General features: G+C 65.6%; 14 protein-coding genes. 7 read left to right on the top strand and 7 right to left on the bottom strand.

The features are described from left to right. Window positions 1–308 precede the first annotated feature (308 nt). The 3 genes from H618_RS0105825 to H618_RS0105815 all read left to right on the top strand — a co-directional run bounded on the left by H618_RS0105825 (window position 309) and on the right by H618_RS0105815 (window position 3,066). Window positions 309–773 (top strand): sterol desaturase family protein, encoded by a 465-nt coding sequence (locus H618_RS0105825; protein ID WP_028694183.1) that lies wholly within the window; start codon window positions 309–311, stop codon window positions 771–773. A 98-nt stretch (window positions 774–871) separates the two neighbouring features. Next, window positions 872–1,783 (top strand): aldo/keto reductase, encoded by a 912-nt coding sequence (locus H618_RS0105820; protein WP_028694182.1) that lies wholly within the window; start codon window positions 872–874, stop codon window positions 1,781–1,783. 2 nt (window positions 1,784–1,785) lie between these two features. Further along, window positions 1,786–3,066 carry an NTP/NDP exchange transporter gene (locus tag H618_RS0105815; RefSeq protein ID WP_028694181.1) on the top strand — a complete coding sequence of 427 codons (1,281 nt, stop codon included), beginning with the start codon at window positions 1,786–1,788 and terminating at the stop codon, window positions 3,064–3,066. A 95-nt stretch (window positions 3,067–3,161) separates the two neighbouring features. Here H618_RS0105815 and H618_RS0105810 read toward each other — a convergent pair whose 3' ends face one another. The 3 genes from H618_RS0105810 to H618_RS0105800 all read right to left on the bottom strand — a co-directional run bounded on the left by H618_RS0105810 (window position 3,162) and on the right by H618_RS0105800 (window position 7,818). Next, a complete protein-coding gene (locus tag H618_RS0105810) occupies window positions 3,162–5,162 on the bottom strand; it encodes a peptidase U32 family protein (RefSeq protein WP_028694180.1) in 2,001 nt (666 codons plus the stop codon). A 109-nt stretch (window positions 5,163–5,271) separates the two neighbouring features. Continuing rightward, a complete protein-coding gene (locus tag H618_RS0105805; protein ID WP_033727507.1) occupies window positions 5,272–7,374 on the bottom strand; it encodes a TonB-dependent receptor family protein in 2,103 nt (700 codons plus the stop codon). 63 nt (window positions 7,375–7,437) lie between these two features. After that, on the bottom strand, window positions 7,438–7,818 hold the full coding sequence (locus H618_RS0105800; RefSeq protein WP_028694178.1) for a RidA family protein: 381 nt from the start codon (window positions 7,816–7,818) through the stop codon (window positions 7,438–7,440). A 153-nt stretch (window positions 7,819–7,971) separates the two neighbouring features. Between H618_RS0105800 and H618_RS0105795 the strand changes: the two genes are divergently transcribed. Then, window positions 7,972–8,664, top strand: a complete 693-nt coding sequence (locus tag H618_RS0105795) for a tRNA (adenine(22)-N(1))-methyltransferase (RefSeq protein WP_028694177.1) — start codon at window positions 7,972–7,974, stop codon at window positions 8,662–8,664. Window positions 8,665–8,666: 2 nt separating this feature from the next. Here H618_RS0105795 and H618_RS0105790 read toward each other — a convergent pair whose 3' ends face one another. The 3 genes from H618_RS0105790 to H618_RS0105780 are packed head-to-tail and all read right to left on the bottom strand — an operon-like array spanning window position 8,667 to window position 11,610. After that, window positions 8,667–9,626, bottom strand: a complete 960-nt coding sequence (locus tag H618_RS0105790; protein ID WP_028694176.1) for a putative bifunctional lysylphosphatidylglycerol flippase/synthetase — start codon at window positions 9,624–9,626, stop codon at window positions 8,667–8,669. After that, complete coding sequence (gene clsB / locus H618_RS0105785; RefSeq protein WP_028694175.1) at window positions 9,626–10,828, bottom strand: cardiolipin synthase ClsB; 1,203 nt, start codon at window positions 10,826–10,828, stop codon at window positions 9,626–9,628. The genes H618_RS0105790 and clsB overlap by 1 nt, the downstream gene beginning before the upstream one ends. Next, window positions 10,825–11,610, bottom strand: a complete 786-nt coding sequence (locus tag H618_RS0105780; protein WP_050577219.1) for an endonuclease/exonuclease/phosphatase family protein — start codon at window positions 11,608–11,610, stop codon at window positions 10,825–10,827. Before H618_RS0105780 ends, clsB begins: the two co-directional genes overlap by 4 nt. 263 nt (window positions 11,611–11,873) lie before the next feature. Between H618_RS0105780 and H618_RS0105775 the strand changes: the two genes are divergently transcribed. Next, the gene (locus H618_RS0105775; RefSeq protein ID WP_028694173.1) at window positions 11,874–12,425 is read left to right on the top strand and encodes an ATP-dependent Clp protease proteolytic subunit; all 552 of its coding nucleotides are present in this window, start codon (window positions 11,874–11,876) and stop codon (window positions 12,423–12,425) included. A gap of 55 nt (window positions 12,426–12,480) precedes the next feature. Here the strand turns inward: H618_RS0105775 and H618_RS0105770 are convergent, their stop codons facing one another. Continuing rightward, window positions 12,481–16,608, bottom strand: coding sequence for a CheR family methyltransferase (locus H618_RS0105770; RefSeq protein ID WP_028694172.1), 4,128 nt, complete (start codon window positions 16,606–16,608; stop codon window positions 12,481–12,483). A gap of 259 nt (window positions 16,609–16,867) precedes the next feature. On the opposite strand from H618_RS0105770, the gene H618_RS0105765 reads away from it, so the two are divergent. Continuing rightward, window positions 16,868–17,077, top strand: a complete 210-nt coding sequence (locus H618_RS0105765) for a con-10 family general stress protein (protein WP_028694171.1) — start codon at window positions 16,868–16,870, stop codon at window positions 17,075–17,077. A gap of 100 nt (window positions 17,078–17,177) precedes the next feature. After that, window positions 17,178–18,350, top strand: a complete 1,173-nt coding sequence (locus H618_RS0105760) for a zinc-dependent alcohol dehydrogenase (RefSeq protein WP_028694170.1) — start codon at window positions 17,178–17,180, stop codon at window positions 18,348–18,350. Window positions 18,351–18,434: the final 84 nt, after the last annotated feature.

Below are 18,434 nucleotides of genomic sequence, written 5' to 3'. Positions count from 1 at the left end.
GTGGAGCGTTGGGGGGCTGGCGGTGAGGCCAGCGAACGCGGTCGGCGGACGCCGGACCGCGGCAGCAGCACTGCCGGACTAGCGCACCCTGAGGGTCTGTCGCAAGCGACTGGGGCAACTGTCCAATGCTGGGCTCCTGTGGGGATGCGATAGTGCGCGGCGGACCTTACGAGGCGCGGCAGCGCAGGTCAACGCAGCAAGTGCTTGGCGGGGCAAATGCAGATTTGTCCTACACGACGAGTGCATTGGCGAAGCCGGCGGCGCCGGTGGTAATCTTGCCGCCCCATGCCGTCCTGCGGAACGCCTTCATGCTGTACAACCTTGCCGTCCTGTTCGGCACCTTGCTGGCCATGGAAGGCGTCGGCACTCTCGCCCACAAGTACGTCATGCACGGCTGGGGCTGGTGGCTGCACCGCTCGCACCATGCGCCGCAACTGGGTGTGCTGGAACTCAACGATGTCTACCTGCTGGCTCTGGCGCTGATCGCCGGCGCGCTGGTGGCACTCGGCAAGGCTGGCCACGCACCGTTGCAATGGGTCGGTGGCGGCGTGGCGGGGTATGGCGTGCTCTATGTGCTGCTGCACGATATCCTGTTTCACCGCCACTGGCCCCGCGCGCCGCGCCCGGTCAATCGCTACCTCAAGCGCCTGCAACGTGCCCACCGCCTGCACCACACGGTCAAAGGGCGCAGCGCCAGTGTGTCGTTCGGCTTCTTCTATGCGCCACCGTTGGCGGTGCTCAAGCGCCAGTTGCGCGCGCGTCGTTCGCGCTGAGCGGGCGGCGTTCTTACATCCAGATACAGAATCCCGATCAGCCTTCGGCCTGAGCAACTAGCCTAGGAAGTTTCCGATTTGTGACGGGGAAACTTCCTATGTATGGACGCCGTGATGTCTTACGCGCCAGCGCCGCACTGGGCTTGCTTGCCAGCAGCCCTTGGCTCGCCGCCGCCAGCGCTGACGCCGGCCTGCTCAGCCGGCCGATCCCCAGCACCGGCGAACAGCTGCCGGTGATCGGAGCCGGCACCTCGGGCAGTTTCGAGGTGCAGACTGGGTCGGCGGCCTATGGCCAATTGCAGCAGGCCCTCAAGGTATTCTTCGCAGGCGGTGGCCGGATCATCGACACCTCGCCCAACTACGGCGGCGCTGACGCCGTACTGGGCCAATTGCTGGAAGAGGGCGGCTGGCACAAACAGTGTTTCCTCGCCACCAAGATCGCCGCCGACAGCCGCGAGGCTGCCGAGCGGCAGTGGGCCGGTAGCCTGCGAAGCCTGCGCACCGACACGGTCGATCTGCTGCAAATCCACAACCTGCGCGACTGGCAGCGGCAACTGGCCTACGCCCGTGAGCTAAAGGCCGCGGGCAAGACCCGCTACATCGGCATCACCCACTACCTCAACAGTGGCCATGCCGAGGTGGCGGACATCGTGCGCCGCGAATCGCTGGATTTCGTGCAGATCAACTACTCAGTCAACGCACCCCAGGCAGCCGAGAGTTTGTTGCCGTTGTGCCAGGAAAAACGCATCGCAGTGCTGGCCAATCGCGCCTTCGACGACGGTCGACTGTTCGCCCGGGTCAAGGACCAGGCGCTGCCCGGCTGGTGCGCTGAACTGGGCATTGGCAGTTGGGCGCAGCTGTTTTTGAAGTTCGCCATCAGCCATCCGGCGGTGACCGCGGTGATTCCCGCCACCGGCCGCCCGGATCGCCAGCTCGACCAGCTTAAGGCCGGTCGTGGCGCGCTGCTCTCTGCGCAACAGCGCCAGGCCCTGATCGAGCAGTTCGCCTGAGCATGGGCCACTGGCGGCAGCGTGTGGCCCGCTGGCTCAATCTCGCCCCTGGCGAAGGCCCGGGCGTGCTTGGGGCACTGACGCTGTTCTATCTGTTGTTCACCGGCTACTTCATGCTGCGCCCCGTGCGCGAAACCATGGGCGTGGCCGGTGGCATCGACAACCTGCAATGGCTGTTCACCGGCACCTTCATCGCCACCTTGGCGTGCCTGCCGCTGTTCGGCTGGCTGGTGTCGAAAGTACGGCGCCGGCGCATTCTGCCGTGGACCTATGCCTTCTTCGCCAGCAACCTGGTGCTGTTCGCGGTCTTGCTGCAGCGCGACCCCGATGGGCTGTGGCAGGCGCGGGCGTTCTATATCTGGCTGTCGGTATTCAACCTGCTGGCGATTTCCCTGGCCTGGAGCGTGCTCGCCGACCTGTTCAGCAGCGCGCAGGCCAAGCGGCTGTTCGGCCTGTTCGCGGCCGGTGCCAGCCTCGGTGGGCTGAGCGGGCCGATTCTCGGCACGCTGCTGGTGGCGCCGCTCGGCCATGCCGGGCTGCTGGTGCTGGCGGCGCTGCTGCTGCTCGGCAGCATCCTGGCGGTGCTCTACCTGCAACGCTGGCGGGCGCAGCATCCGCTGCCGGGCGACAGCGAGCACGCCGCCTCCCGACCGGTCGGCGGCAACCCCTGGGCCGGCGCCAGCGCGGTACTGCGCACGCCGTACCTGCTGGGCATCGCGGTGTTCGTGCTGTTGCTCGCCAGTGTCAGCACGTTCCTGTATTTCGAGCAGGCGCGGCTGGTCAGCGAAACCTTCACCGACCGCACCCGGCAGACCCAGGTGTTCGGCCTGATCGACACCGTGGTGCAGTCCCTGGCGATTCTCACCCAGGTGTTCTTCACCGGGCGCCTGGCCCGGCGTCTGGGTGTCGGCGTGCTGCTGGTGGGCGTACCGCTGGCGATGGCGGTGGGCTTCGTCTGGCTGGCCCTGGCCCCGACCTTCGCGCTGTTCGTGGTGGTGATGGTGCTGCGCCGGGCAGGCGAGTACGCGCTGGTGCGTCCTGGGCGGGAAATGCTTTTCACCGTGTTGCCGAACGAGGCCAAGTACAAGGCCAAGAACTTCATCGACACGGTGGTCTATCGCGGCGGGGATGCCCTGAGTGGCTGGCTGAAAAGGGCGCTGGATGTGCTGGGCGAGCACCCGCAACTGGCAATGTCGATCGGCGCGCTGCTGGCCGTGGCATGGGGGGCGACGGGGCATTGGCTGGGGCGGCGGCAGCGGGGGTTGGAGCGCGGGGGCGGCTAGCGCCGGTGGCGGCCATTCGCCGCTAAAGCCGCTCCCACGCTTGGTATAGGAGCAGCTTCCGCGGCGATGGCCGGTGCAACCGGCCTATGCCTGCCTCAGTGCGGCGCCCGGTGGATGGTCTTGAGCAGGTCCTCCGGGCTGATGTGCCCGACCACCTGCCCCACCGCACTGCCCGGGGTGGGCAGGTCGATGATGTGATTTTTCATCTTGCCGATCACGTGCATTTCACACGGCTTGCAATCGAATTTCAGGGTTAGCACTTCATCGCCCTGGATCAGCTGCATCGGCGCCACCTTGGTGCGCACGCCGGTTACGCCCTTGGCCTGCTTGGGGCACAGGTTGAACGAGAAGCGCAGGCAGTGCTTGGTGATCATCACCGGCACTTCACCGTGTTCCTCGTGGGCCTCGTAGGCCGCGTCGATCAGCTTGACCCCGTGGCGATGGTAGAAATCGCGGGCCTTCTGGTTGTAGACGTTGGCCAGGAACGACAGGTGCGCTTCCGGGTACACCGGTGGTGGGCTGGTCTCGGCCTTGCGCGCACCGCGTGGATGGGCCTGCACGCGCGCTTCGGTCAGCGCGTCGATGGCCTCGCGGCGCAGCGCTTTGAGCTGGGAATTGGGAATGAAGAACGCCTGCGGTGCGTCCAGCTCGATAGCGGTGGCGTGGTACTGGGTGGTGCCCAGCTGGCCGAGCAGGTCGTGCAATTGCTCGAGCGCCTGTTCAGGCTTGTTGGCGGCGCCGAACGGGCCAGGCAACTGCACCTGAACGCTCACGCCTTCTTCACTGCGCGCGGTCAGCGCCAGGTGCGACTCGCGCAGCTCGGCGTGCCAGCTCAGGCCCACGCGACGCTCGGCCGAGGTGCGCTGCAGGGCTTGCTGCCAGTTGTGGTCGAGGTTGCGCGACAGCGGATGGTTCGGGCGCAGCTTGTACAGCCCGGCCGGCATCTCGTTGGGCTCGACGCGGTAGCGATAGCGCGGCTGGCCGTCTTCCTCGAACTGCCCGCGTGGCTCGGCGATGTTGGCGCGAAAACCCAGCACTTCGCGCTTGAGCAGCACGTTGAGGCCGTCACCGTTGGTCAACGGCACCTCGGTGACCACCAGCAGGTCGCGCTTGTTGACCTTCTCGACCACACCCACCGGCAGGCCGGTGAAGGTCGGCGAGTCGAACGCGCCGATGTCGATCTTGCGGTCGCTGACGAAGTAGTCGGTGCTGCCGCGGTGGAAGGTCTTGTCCGGGTCGGGAATGAAGAAGTGCTCGGTGCGCCCGCTGGAAGCGCGGGCCAGCGCGGGGCGGTCTTCGAGAATGGCGTCGAGTTCCTTGCGGTAATGGGCGGTGATGTTCTTCACATAGCCCATGTCCTTGTAGCGGCCCTCAATCTTGAACGAGCGCACGCCGGCATCGACCAGGTCACGCAGGTTGGCGGTCTGGTTGTTGTCCTTCATCGACAACAAGTGCTTCTCGAAGGCCACGACCCGGCCTTGGTCGTCCTTGAGGGTGTAGGGCAGGCGGCAGGCCTGGGAGCAGTCACCCCGGTTGGCGCTGCGCCCGGTTTGTGCGTGGGAAATGTTGCACTGCCCGGAGAACGCCACGCACAGCGCGCCGTGAATGAAGAACTCGATGGCGGCGTCGGTTTCGCTGGCGATGCTGCGAATCTGCTGCAGGTTCAGCTCACGGGCCAATACCAGCTGCGAGAAGCCGGCCTGGTCGAGAAAACGCGCGCGTTCCAAGGTGCGGATGTCGGTCTGGGTGCTGGCGTGCAGCTCGATGGGCGGAATATCCAGCTCCATCACTCCCAGATCCTGCACGATCAGCGCGTCGACGCCGGCGTCGTACAGCTGGTGAATCAGCGCGCGCGCCGGTTCCAGCTCGTTGTCGTGGAGGATGGTGTTGATCGTGGTGAACACCCGCGCGTGGTAGCGCCGGGCGAAGGTCACCAGCTCGGCGATTTCCTTCACCTCGTTGCAGGCGTTGTGCCGCGCGCCAAAGCTGGGGCCGCCGATATAGATGGCGTCGGCGCCGTGCAGGATCGCTTCGCGGGCAATGCTCACGTCACGGGCGGGGCTGAGCAGTTCGAGGTGGTTCTTGGGCAGGGACATGTCGTTATGGTCAGGCTTGTCACGGTCGAGGCGGGGGATTGTAGCGGTGAAACGCCGCCCCGGCATCCTCGAGCTGCCCAGTTGCACACCGGGCAGCCCTGCGCTGGGCCTAGAACTGATATTCCAGCCCAGCACCGGCATACCAACTACGCCCTGATGCGGCTTCGTAGAAGCGGCCATTGCCGTCGCCGACGATCACCGAACCGACGTACTGGCGATCGAGCAGGTTGTCCAGGCGTACCAGCTCGCGGAAGGTCCACGGGCCCAAGGTCTGCTCGAACTGGGTGCGCCAGTTGAACACGGTGTAGGCGGGCGCGGCGTGCTGCTGGTTGCTGTCCTCGACGTACACCTTGCTGCGGTACTGACCCTCCAGGCCCATGCTGATGCCCTCGCGCGGCTTCCACACCAGCTCGGCGAACAGGCTGCTGCGCGGTACGCCCGGCAGCTGGTTGCCTTTGTCGACGGTCTGGCCGCTCTTGCTGAAGTCCTGGGCGTAGGTGGCGTCGAGCCAGGTGTAGGCAAGGTTGGCCTGCCAGTGCGCGCTGAACTCGCGCTGCACGCTCAGCTCCAGGCCGCGGCGCAGGGTCTTGCCGGCGTTCTGGTAGCTGGTGCGACCGGCCTCGGAGGCGTACACCACCACCTCGTCCTCGGTACGGATCTCGAACAGCGCGGCGTTGATGCGGGTGTTGGCATCGGGCCGCGCCTTCAGGCCCAGTTCGACCTGGGTGCTGGTCGCTGGAGAAAGGCCGAAGTTGAACGCGCCGCCCGCACCCGGTGCGTAGGCCATTTCCGCCTGGGTCGGGGTTTCCACCGCCTTGCCGGCGCTGATATAGCCTTGCAGCTCGGGGGTGAAGGCATACATCAGCGCCAGGCTCGGCAAGGTGCGCTGATAGGTCCGCGAACCGCTGGAGTCGCCATCGTCCAGGTAGTGGTCATCGACCTTCATGCGCAGGCTGCTGCGGCGCAGGCCGGCCTCGAAGGTCCAGCGCTCGATCTGCCAATGTGCCTGCACGTAGGGGTCGAGGCTGGTGGCGGTGTCGACCTCGTCGCGGCGCAACTCGCCTTTGACGCCCAACGTGTCGCCGCTGAAGTTCTGGAAGCCGCGCCGATCGTCCTGGCTGCGGTCGTAGTCGGCGCCAACGGTGATTTTCAGATCACCGGGCGCCGCATTGATGGGCTGGATCCAGCGCAAGGTGCCGCCGTGGAACTCGCGGTCGAAGTCGACCACACCGCCGCCACGCAGATTGGGCGGCGCACTTTGGGGAATCGACAGGTACTGGATCACGCTGCGCTTGCCGCCATAGAGGTTGAACTGCAAGGTGGCATCGCCAAAGGCGCGTTCGTAGTTCATGCCCACTTGCTGGTGGTGGATGCTCTTGCGCGTGTCGTAGCTCAGGGCGTTGGCCGACACCGAGCGCGGGTCGTCCTTGTAGCCCTGCCAGGTCTGGCCGAGCGGGTCTTGCGTGCCGTTCTGCTCAAGGCTGCTGAAGATCAGCGCCAGGCGGCTGTCATCGTCAGGGTTGACGTGGACTTTGGCGAAGGTCTGGTCGCGGCGCGCGGCACTGTGGTCGCGGTAGCCGTCGGTGTCCATGCGCGAGGCGTCGACGATGAACCCTGCATCGTCATTGCCGCCCTCGCCATACACGCGATGTTTGCTGAAGCCATCGCTGCCGTAGGTGGTGGCCGCGCCGACCTTGGGCGGGCCGCTGCCATCACGGGAAAACATCTGGATCACCCCGCCAGCGTTGCTGCCATAGATGGCCGAGGCCGGGCCGCGCAGCACTTCGATGCGATCGGCCACATCGAGGTTGAGGGTCGCTGCCTGGCCCTGGCCGTCCGGCGTGCTCGCCGGAATGCCATCGCTGATCAGTTTCAGGCCGCGGATGCCGAAGGCCGAACGCGCGCCGTAGCCGCGCGAGGAAATCTGCAGGTCCTGGGCGTAGTTCTGGCGGTTCTGCACCACCAGGCCGGGTACGCGGTTGAGCGCCTCGGACAGATTCACGCCCAACTGGCCATCGGCGAACTGGCTGCGCTCGACGGTATCGACCGAGAACGGCAGGTCGAAACTGGCGCTGGGGGCGTAGCTGCCGGTCACCACCAGCGGTTCGAGCAGGGTGAACGAGGCGGGCGGCTGCGCCCAGGCGACGCCGCACAGGCCCAGGCTCGGGAGCAGGGCGGTGAACGGGCGGCGCCAGGAGAAAACGTGGGTCATGCGGGGGAGGTTCCTGCCAAAAATGCGAGGACGCGGCCGGCACACACCGGCCGCGTCGGTGAATCAGCCCTGGGCGGCCATGGCGGTGACTTCCACGCGCATGCCGTCGAAGGCCAGCGACGCCACACCTACCGCGGCGCGCACCGGCCACGGTTTGGCGAAGAAGCGCTGGTAGACCTCGTTGAAGACGGCGCGATCGGCCATGTCGGTGAGGTAGATGGTCAGGTGCAGCACACGGTCCATGCTGCTGCCGGCACGCTCGAGGGCGTCCTTGAGCGCCTGCAAGGTGCATTCGCACTGGGTGGCGATGTCGCCCAGCTCAAGGCTGCCGTCGGCGCGCACGGGAATTTGCGTGGTCACCAGCAGGCCGTTGAACAGCGCCACGTCGGAGGAAATCGACTCGGCGTCGCTGTCGGGGATGAAGGTGATGTCCGGAGTGCTCATGGGGAATCGCTACCTGGGCAGTGGGAAAGCCTGGAAGCCTACTTGAGCACCGCGCCGGGGTCGAGCCGCGTGGCCGGCAATGATTGTATTGCCCGCCCTGGCCCGGCAGAATCACGCCCCTTTCATTTCGCCACGCCGCAACGAGGTCAAGGCTTGAACGAACAGACTCTGTCGCTGCGCCTGGAACGGGTATCGGCCAACATCCCCCAGGGCGCCCGCCTGGCCGACATCGGCTCTGACCACGGCTACCTGCCGATTGCCTTGTACCTGCGCGGGGTGATCGAGGCCGGGGTCGCCGGCGAAGCGGCGCTGGCGCCGTTTCACTCGGCCCAGGGCAAAGTGCGCAAGAACGGCCTGCAGGCGCACATCGCCGTGCGTCACGCCAATGGTCTGGCGGCCATCGAGCCGGACGATCGCATTACCACCATCAGCCTGTGCGGCATGGGCGGCGAGACCATCCGCGACATTCTCGAAGCCGGGCGCGAGCGTTTGCGCGGTGATGAACTGCTGGTGCTGCAACCGAATGTGCGCGAGTGGGTGACTCGCGCCTGGCTGGCGGCCAACGGTTATCGAATCCTCCACGAAGAGCTGCTGGAGGAAAATCAGTTCACCTACGAAATCATCGTCGCCAGGCGCGAAGAGGGCGTGAGCTACAGCGCTGAACAGCTGTACTTCGGCCCCTTGCTGATGGCCGAGCGCAGCCCGCTGTTCCTCGCCAAGTGGCAACTGAACCGCCAGCGCAAAGAGCGTGTGGTGGCGCGTTTCGAGCGTGCCCGGGAGGTGCCCGAGGCCAAGCGCGAGGAAGTCGGCGAGCAGCTGCGCATGATCTGCGAGCTGCTCGGCTGATCTCAGCTCCGGGCGCGGGCGTCGCGCTGCTGGCGCATGGACTTGGCGCGCTTTTCCAGTACCAGGTAGGTGAGCACCGCAGCCACCAGGGGGATCAGGTAGTACAGCGTGCGATAGCCCAGCAGCGCCGCCACCAGGCTGCCCTGGCTGAGCTGGCCGCTGAGCAGGGCCAGGAACACCGTTTCGAGTACGCCGAGCCCTGCCGGAATGTGCGCAACGACCCCGGCCACGCAGCTGATCATCAGCACGCCGAACACCGACGGGTAGAACACATCCCCAGGCATCAGCCACCAGATCAACGCCGCCATCAACAGCCAGTTGCTGCCGCCGAGCGCCACCTGGCACAGCGCCAGGCGCAGCGATGGCAGGGTCAGCTCATGGCCACGCAGTGACCACGTGCGCCGGGTCGCCAGGCCGCAGGCCAGCAAATACCCCGCGACCACCACCAGCATCAGCACGCCGATCAACTGCAGCCCGCTTTCGCCCACCGCCCAATCATTGGGCAGCTTGACCTGACGCAACGCGAACACGCTGCCTGCCACCAGCAGGTAGCCCATCCAGTTGGTCAGTAGGCCTAGGGTCAGGATGCGCGTGATGGTGCCGTTGTCCAGGCCCAGCCGGCCGTATAGCCGGTAACGCAGCGCCACACCGCCAACCCAGGTAGTGAAGTTGAGGTTGAAGGCGTAGCAGACGAAAGCAATCGGCAGTACCTGCCGCGCCGGCAACGTATGCCCGGTGTAAGCGCGGGCAAGCAGGTCGTAGCTGGCGAACACCGCGTAGCTGCACGCGGCGATACCCAGGCCTATCAGTAGCGTACTGAGCTTGTAGGCCTGCAACGACTCGCGCACCTCGTTCCAGTCCAGGTTGCGCGCCAGCGAATACAGCAGCGCCGGAATCAGCACGATGAACAACACGGTCAGCAGGCGCTTGCCCCATTTCATCCAGTTTTGCTTGGCTGGCATCAGGCTTGCCCCTCATGGATATCGGCCGTGGCGGGAACGTCGGGTTGCAGCGATTGCAGGCGCTGGCGGTGCGCCGGCAACCAGCCGGCGACGCGGGGGAACAAGCGGGTGATGTGAAAGCCCAGGAAGATCAGCGGCGCACGCCACCAGTAGCCGCGGATCATGCGCTCCAGGGTAACGGACTTGCAGTGCTGTTCGGCCAGGCCGATGAGGTGCTCGTAAAGCTGTTGATTGAACGCTCGATCACGGATCAGCAGGTTGGCTTCCAGGTTCAGCGACAGGCTCAGCGGGTCGAGGTTGCTCGAACCCACGGTCGACCACAGGTCGTCGATCAGCGCCACCTTGCCGTGCAGAGGCCGCTGGCAATATTCGTAGATGCGCACGTTGTCGCGCAGCAGGTAGTTGTACAGCAGCCGCGAAACGGCGCGGACCCAGCGCATGTCGGGCTGGCCTTGCAGAATCAGCGTCACCTCGACGCCGCGGCGGGCGGCATTGCGCAGTTCGCGCAGCAGTCGATAGCCGGGGAAGAAATAGGCGTTGGCCACCACGATACGCTCGCGGGCCATGCGAAAACCTTCCAGGTAGTAGGCCTCGATGTCGGTGCTGTGGCGGCCGTTGTCGCGCTCGGCCAGCAGCGCAGTGATGCTGCCGGTCGGCTCGCTCGGCGGACGTACCTGGCTGGCAGGTTCGAGCACGCCGCTCATCAGCCGTTTGCTCGAGGCATGCAGCTGCGCCACCACGGGCCCGGTGACCTCCACGGCGTAATCCTGCTTGGCCATCGGGCCGAAATCGCCCAGGTGATCGGCGCTGTAGTTGATGCCGCCGATGAACGCGCGCTCACCATCGACTACCACGATCTTGCGGTGCAGGCGGCGGAACAAATTTGTACGCATGCCCGCCAGGCGCGGCTGCGGGTCGAACACATGAAAGCCCACGCCAACCTGGGTCATCGAGGAGACGAACTCATCGCTCAGTGATGCGGTGCCGTAGCCATCCACCGCCACCTCGACCCGCACGCCGCGGCTGGCGGCCTCGATCAGCACCTGGCGCAGTTGCTGGCCGACCTTATCGTCGAAAATGATGAAGGTTTCCAGCAGCACTTCTTCGCGGGCCTGGGCGATGGCCTCGAACACCCGCGGGTAATATTCCTCGCCATTGATCAGCAACTCGACTTGGTTGCCTTCAACCCACGGGCGCTTCACAGGCTCACCTGCGCTACCAGCGGCGCGTGATCGGACAGGTGCGACCACGGGTACTTGGACAACACCTGGGCGCCGCTGGGCATGGCGTTGCGCAGGTAGATGCGGTCGAGGCGCAGCAGCGGCAGGCGCGCCGGGAAGCTGCGCGCCGGTGTGCCGAAACGCTCGCCGAAGGCTTCCACCAGGTGCTGCGAGAGCACTGCATCGGCCTTGAGCCGCCAGTCGTTGAAGTCGCCGGCGATGATCACCGGCGCCTTGGGCGGCAGGCGCTCGAGCAGGTCCAGCAGCAACCGCACCTGGCTCTGCCGGTGCGCTTCCTTGAGCCCAAGGTGCACGCAGATCGCATGCACTTCTGCATGCCCGGGCACCTCCAGGCGGCAGTGCAGCAGGCCGCGCTGCTCGTTGCCTTCGACGCTGACATCGAGGTTGTTGTACTCGGCGATGGCGAATTTCGACAGCAAGGCGTTGCCATGATCGCCATGGGGGTAGACCGCGTTGCGGCCGTAGGCGAACTGCGGCCACATGCTGTCGGCGAGAAATTCGTACTGCGAGGTCTCGGGCCACAGCGGATGGCGCTCGGCGTGCTCGCGGTGGCTGCCGTGCACTTCTTGCAGGAACACCAGATCCGCTCCGGTGGCGCGCACCGCATCACGCAGCTCGGGCAGGATGAAACGCCGGTTCAGCGCAGTGAAGCCTTTATGCACGTTGAGCGTCAGCACATTGAGGCGCCCGACCTGCACGGCGCTGCTGGTGACGACACTGGGCTGGGCGAAGATCGACGTCATGCGCGCTCCCCAGCGCCCAGCACAGGCAGCGATGGCAAGGCTGGCAGGGCGCAAGGCCGGCCGGTCGGGTCGAGGCAGGTAGGGCTCACGCGCGAAGTCTCCGAAAGTCGTTATGGAATCGACCTGCGCGGGCCTGACGAGGTTCACCAGCCCGGCGCAATCAATGCGCCATGCCCGCCTACCGCCGCAGCGGCGGTGCCGGGAACTTTGCCCGCCAGCGCGTCTCCACCGAAGAACCTGCACCTGCCCCTGACGGAGGACACATGGCCAGGCACATCATTCATTACACCGGGCCGATCAACTCATCGACCTGCGGCAACCTCATCAATACCTGCGCCAAGGCCATCAACCAGGGGGCCAGCGCGTTGCAGCTGAATGTCGCGACCATGGGCGGGGAGTGCAGCTACGGCTTCACCCTGTACAACTTCCTGCGCGCGTTGCCGGTACCGCTGCACACTCACAACCTCGGCACTGTCGAATCCATGGGCAACGTGCTGTTTCTGGCCGGCGAGCAACGCACGGCGTGTCGCTACAGCAAGTTTCTGTTCCATCCGTTTCACTGGACCCTGCACGGCTCGGTCGACCACGCGCGCATGGCCGAGTACGCCATGAGCCTTGACTACGACCTCAAGCTGTACGCGCAGATCGTCGCCGAACGCACCGCAGGCGCCGCCGAGGTGCTCGACGTGCCGCGTTACCTGATGGCCTACCCAAGGATTCTCGGCCCGCAAGAGGCACTGGACTGCGGCCTGATCACCGCCATCGACGAGTGCCCCATCGACACCGAGGCCGTGCAGTGGAGCGTGCATGCCTGAGCCGCGGGCATGCAGCGCCCGCACGTCTCAGCAGGGCTGCCTCAGTAGGGTTGCCTCAGCAAGGTTGGGTGCCGCTCAACGCCTCGATCGCATCGATCAGGTCGTCGTAGCCAACCGGCTTGTTCAAATGGCGATCGAAGCCCGACTGCCTGGACTTGTGCTGATCGGCGCTGGCGCCGTAGCCGGTCAGGGCGATGGCCGGCGTATATCGCAGGTGCTCGAGGCCGCGCAGGGCCTTGATCAACTCGTGGCCATCCATGCCGGGCATGCCGATGTCGGAAAGAATCACGTCATAACGGCCTTCGCCGGCCGCAGCCAGTGCCCGCCGCGGGTCGCTGAAGGCGGTCACCTCGGCGCTCTCCATCTCCAGCAGTTGCTGCATGACATCCAGCACATCGGGTGAGTCGTCCACCAGCAGCACGTGAATCCCGGCAAGACGCCCTTGCACGCCGAACTCGGCCCCTTCGGAGGCCATCGGCTGGCCACCGTCGCAGCGCGGCAGGCGCACGGTGAAGGTGCAACCCTGACCCAGCCCAGGCGAACTGGCACGTACGCTGCCGCCATGGGCTTCGACCAGCTGGCGTACCAGCGACAGGCCGATGCCCAGGCCTTCGCGGTTCGGTGACGCCTGGGTCGGCGCGGCCTGGCTGAACAGCTCGAAGATGTTCTCCAGGCTCTCTGCGTCCAGTCCCACGCCCTGGTCGATGACCTGCAATTGCGCCCAGCCATCCTCGCTGCTCAGTTCCAGGCGAATCTCGCTGTCGGCCGGGCTGAATTTCAATGCGTTGTTCAGCAGGTTCCAGACGATCTGCTCGAGCCGGGTGCTGTCGCCCTCGATGTACAGCGCCGCCTCGTCCTGCGGCAGGTTCAGGCTCACCGTACAGCCGCGTTGCTCGCTGACCACCACGTTGTGAATACCGCGCAGGGCGGCCGCCAGATCCACCGGCTGGGTCTTGAGCTTGAGCTTGCCGGTGCGGATGCGCGCCACATCGAGCAGGTCGTCGATGATCCGCGCCTGGCTGCCCACCGCATCACAGATGATGCTCACCGCCTTGTTCGCCGCGCTGCTGCCCTTGACCAGCGGCGAGCGGCGCAGCATCTCGGCGTTGAGCTGAATCAGGTTGAGCGGGTGCTTGAGCTCGTGGGACATGATGGCGAAGAACTCGTCCTTCATGTGGCTGGTGCTCTGCGATTCGGCCAGTTGCTTGGTCTGCTCATCGTGCAGGCGCTTGTGCCCGGTGAGGTCACGGGCAATCTTGACGAAGCCGCGCAGGCTACCGGCCAGACGGGTGACTTCGCCACTGCAATAGAAGCGGCTGCCGTCCTTGCGCACGTGCCAGCGCTCGTCCAGGCCTCGACCATGCAACTGGGCGTCGTGCAGTTCCTGTTCCGGCACCCCCGCGCGGCGGTCGTCCTGGGTGAAGATCAGCCCGTAATGGCGGCCGATCACTTCCTCCTTCGCATGGCCGAAAATCAGCCCGGCGCCAGTGTTCCAGTCGGTGATGGTGCCGTTTTCATCGAGCAGGATGATGGCGAAATCATGGGTGCTCTCGGCCACCAGGCGCATGCGTTCTTCGCCCAGGCGCAGGCTTTCTTCGGCAGCGCGGCTCTGGCTGATGTCGATGAAGGTGAGCACGGTGCCGTCGATGTGCTGCTCGCTGGAGCGGTACGGCAGCAGCCGCGCCAGGTACCAGCGCTGATTGCGTCCGCCGACCTCGCGCTCGATGGTGGCTTCGCGCTCGACCACGGCGCGGGCGTCGTCGGCAAGCTCGGGGTAGTCGAGGCGGTGGGTGATGTCCAGCAGCGAGCGGCCGGTGTCGACCGGCAGCATGCTGAAGATGTCGGTGGCGCGGGGGGTGAACCAGCGGATGTGCAGATTGCGATCGACGAACACCGTGGCGATGTCGGTCGAGGCGATCAGGTTGCTCAGGTAGTCGTTGACCTTGTCGGTTTCCTCGACCTTGGTCTTGAGCTCGTAGTTGACCGTGAGCAGCTCTTCGTTGATCGACTGCAGCTCTTCCTTGCTGGTTTCCAGCTCTTCACTGGCCGAGCGCAGCTCCTCGTTGATGGCCTGCATTTCCTCGTTGGAGGCGGTGAGCTCTTCGCTGGAGATTTCCGACTGCTCGATGGTTTCCTGCAATTGCAGGCGGGTGCGTTGCAGCTCGCTTTCCAGGTTGGCGAGGATCATGTCATCGGTTTGCTGGATGCCGGTGGCCACCGGCACCGGGCGATCCGGTTCGCGCTCCTCGAACACCACCAGCAGGCATTCGCTGCCACTGGGCTCGTCGAGGTGCGGCTGGGCGAGGATGTCGATCTGGCTGCTGCCCAGGGTCACCGAACGCGAGGTGATCGCCTGGCCGCTGTGCTGGGCATGCAGCAAGGTGCTACGCAGTGCCGGGCGCAGCGGCGGCAGGACCAGGTTGAGCAGGTTGCGGCTCAGTTCGCCGCCCATGTGCCGCAGGAAGCGCCCGACACCCTCGCTCATGTGCAGGATGTTGCCGTCGACGTCGACGATCAGGCTCGGCGGGGTGCGGCGGGCGAGGGCGCGGTGGTGGATTTCCGCGTACGACAGTTTGCGCCCCGGGCGAGCCTTGGCCTTGGCCGGCTCTGCCGTGGGCAGGTTATCGCTGGGGCTTTGCAGTTGGCTGGAACGCCGACCGCGGCTTTCCACCTGCAAGGCGCGGAAAATCCGGTTGCGTTTGTCGACCGGGGTGAACAGCTCGCTGGCGACGTCGGCCGACTCGGAGCTGCCGAGAAACAGATAGCCGCCAGGCCGCAAGGCGAAGTGGAACATGCGCAGGATCTCGCGCTGCACGTCGCGGTCGAGGTAGATCAGCAGGTTGCGGCACACCACCAGATCGAGCTGCGAGAACGGCGGGTCGGAGAGCAGGTTGTGGCGGGCGAACAGCACCTTCTCGCGCACCTCCTTGCGCACCCGCAGGTGCTGGTCTTCCTTGACGAAGAACTGCCGCACCCGCGCCGGGGCCACGTCGGTGACGATCGCCTCCTGGTACAGGCCGGCGCGGCCCATGGCGATGGCGCGTTCGTCCAGGTCGGTGGCGAACACTTGCAGCTTGGCACTGCGCTGCTCCAGGGCCAGTTGCTCGATCATCAGCATGGCCAGGCTGTAGGCTTCCTCGCCCGATGAACAGCCCGCCGACCAGATGCGCACCTCACGCTGGGTGCGCTCGTCACCGGTATCGTTGACCAGCGCCGGCAGCACATGGCGTTCCAGCGCCTCGAAGGCGTCGCGGTCACGGAAGAAGTTGGTCACACCGATGAGCATGTCGGCCAGCAGTGCCTGGGATTCCTCCGGGTGGCTCTCCAGGTAGCCCAGGTAGGCGCTCAGGTCGATCTGCCCGGTGACGTGCAGGCGCCGCTCGAGGCGGCGCAATACCGTGGCGCGCTTGTAATGCTGGAAGTCGTGGCCGGTGCTGTTGTGCAACTGCGCCAGAATCGCGTCGAGCTTCGGCTCGGCGCGTTCCGGGTCGCCCGCTTCGTGGCCCAGCGGCGGCGGGCGCAGGTCGTCGTCGATTTCCGGCAGGCGTACCTTGCGTGCGGTGTCCCAGATCTGTACCAGGCGCGCCGGCAACTGCGCCACCGGCAGCACGGCATCGACCATGCCGGTTTCAAGTGCTGCGCGGGGCATGGCGTCGTACTGGGCATCGTCCGGGGCCTGCACGAAGGTCACACCGCCTTGCTCCTTGACCCGGGTCAGGCCGACTGCACCATCGCCGCCGGTGCCCGACAGCACCACGCAGAAGGCGTGCTCCTGGTGTACATCGGCCAACTCGCGGAAGAACAGGTCGATGGCCACCCGCTCGCCATTGCGCCGCTGGGCAGGGCGCACGCGCAGGTAGCCATCGTTGGTCGACAGGCGGTTGGCCGGTGAAATGACATAGACGTGGTTGGCCTGGATCGGCACCGACTCGCTGACCTGCAGCACCTTCATCGAGGTGTGCGCCTGGATCAGTCGGTCCGCCTCGCTTTCATGGGTGGGCGAGAGGTGCAGGACGACGACGAAGGCCATGCCGGTGTTGTCGGGCATGTGCTTGAAGAACGTGCTCAACGCTTCCAGGCCACCGGCCGAGGCGCCAATGCCGACCACGGGGAAATCCAGGTGACTGGGGCTCAGGTGAGGGTTCTTGGGGCCCGCGACAGCCGGTTTCGAAGTGGATGTCATGTACTGCGCCTTGTGCAAACCAGAGTGGCCCTTGGAAACGTTGCCGGGCGATGGGATCGAGATTATAGGCCTGTGCAGCTTCAGCGACGAGGGGTAGCGACAGGTGTCGACAACTATTGTTCAGTTGCATATGACGCCAACCCGTTGGTCGGTTCAGCGCAGGCTGCAGGGAATCGCGCGGCACATGCCGTGCTCAGACCTTATGCAGGGCAGCGCTCAGCCCTCGACCTTTCACACTTACCAGGCAAGGAGACTGCACATGGCACGTGATCCAGAACAGGTCAGCCAGCGTGGCGGCAGCAAGGCCAACAACGCCGGCAACTTCGCCAACGACCCGCAGCGCGCTGCGCGGGCCGGACAGAAGGGTGGTCAGGCCTCGGGCGGCAATTTCGCCAACGACCCCGCGCGCGCCTCCGAAGCCGGGCGCAAAGGGGGCCTGAACAGCCACCGCCGCGAACCCGAACAGTAGCCACCCACGCAATGCCCAGGCCTTTGCTAGGCTGGGTTCAGGCCCCGTGAGCAATCAGCTGGCAAGGGGTCTTTTCTTTTTCGCCTGAAGGAGAAGCACCATGCTTGCATTGACGTATCAGGGGGCTGGAGAGGTCAAAGTGCTGTCGGTGCCCGACCCGGTCATCGAGCACGACGATGACGTGCTGGTGCGGGTCAGCCTCAGTGGCATCTGCGGCTCGGATCTACACCTGTACCACGACAAGATTCCCAGCGTGCGCAAGGGCGACATTCTCGGTCACGAGTTCATGGGCACGGTGGTCAAGGTCGGCAGCGCGGTGACGGCGGTGGCCGAGGGCGACCGCGTGGTGGTGCCGTTCATCATCGCCTGCGGCGAATGCTATTTCTGTCAGCAGCAGCAATACGCCGCCTGCGAAACCACCAACCCCAACTCCACGGTGATCTCCGGCGAACACGCCACCCACAGCGGCGCTGCGCTGTTCGGCTACGGCCACCTGTACGGCGGCGTGCCAGGCGGGCAGGCCGAGTACGTGCGCGTTCCCAAGGGCAATATCAATGCCTTCAAGGTGCCCGATGGCATCAGCGATGAAGCAGCGCTGCTGCTCTCCGACACCTTGCCCACCGCCTGGCAGGCGATCAGCAACGCCAAGGTGGGCGAGGGCAGTTCCGTGGCGATCTTCGGTGCCGGCCCGGTAGGCCTGCTGGCTGCGGAGATGGCGCGCATGCTTGGCGCAGAACAGATCTTCCTGGTCGATGAATACAGCTATCGCCTGAAGTTTGCCGCCGACACCTACGGGGTGATTCCGGTCAACTTCTACCATGACCACGACCCGGCGCGGACCATCGTCAACGCGACCCGCGGCCAGCGTGGCGTGGACGCGGTGATCGACGCCGTCGGCTTCGAAGCCAGCGGCACCACGGTCGAAGCGGTGATGAACATGTTCGGCTTCGAAGGCAGCAGCGGCAAAGCCCTGCGCCAGTGCATCGAGGCGGTGCGCCGCGGCGGTGTGGTCAGCGTGGCAGGCATGTACTCAGGCCTGATGCACAGCCTGCAACTGGGCGCAGCGTTCGACAAAGGCTTGTCGTTCCACATGGGCAAGACCCACGTGCACGCCTACCTGGCCGAGCTGTGTGAGCACTTGCAGGCAGGGCGGTTGCGTCCGGAACGGCTGATCACCCATCGGCTACCGCTGAGCGATGCCGTGCTCGGCTATGAGATGTACGACGAAAAACGCCCCGGCTGCTGCAAGGTCATCCTCAAGCTCGACGCCTGACGGCTTGCGCCTGCGACTCGCCAGCGTGCCTTGCCAGCGGCCGACGAGCCGCTCGGCCAGGCAGGGCGATAATGTTTTGAATTT

Source organism: Pseudomonas cremoricolorata DSM 17059 = NBRC 16634, from assembly GCF_000425745.1.
Lineage (GTDB): Bacteria > Pseudomonadota > Gammaproteobacteria > Pseudomonadales > Pseudomonadaceae > Aquipseudomonas > Aquipseudomonas cremoricolorata.
The sequence above is the reverse complement of the archived record's forward strand: the minus strand, read 5'-3'. Positions and strand labels throughout refer to the sequence as shown.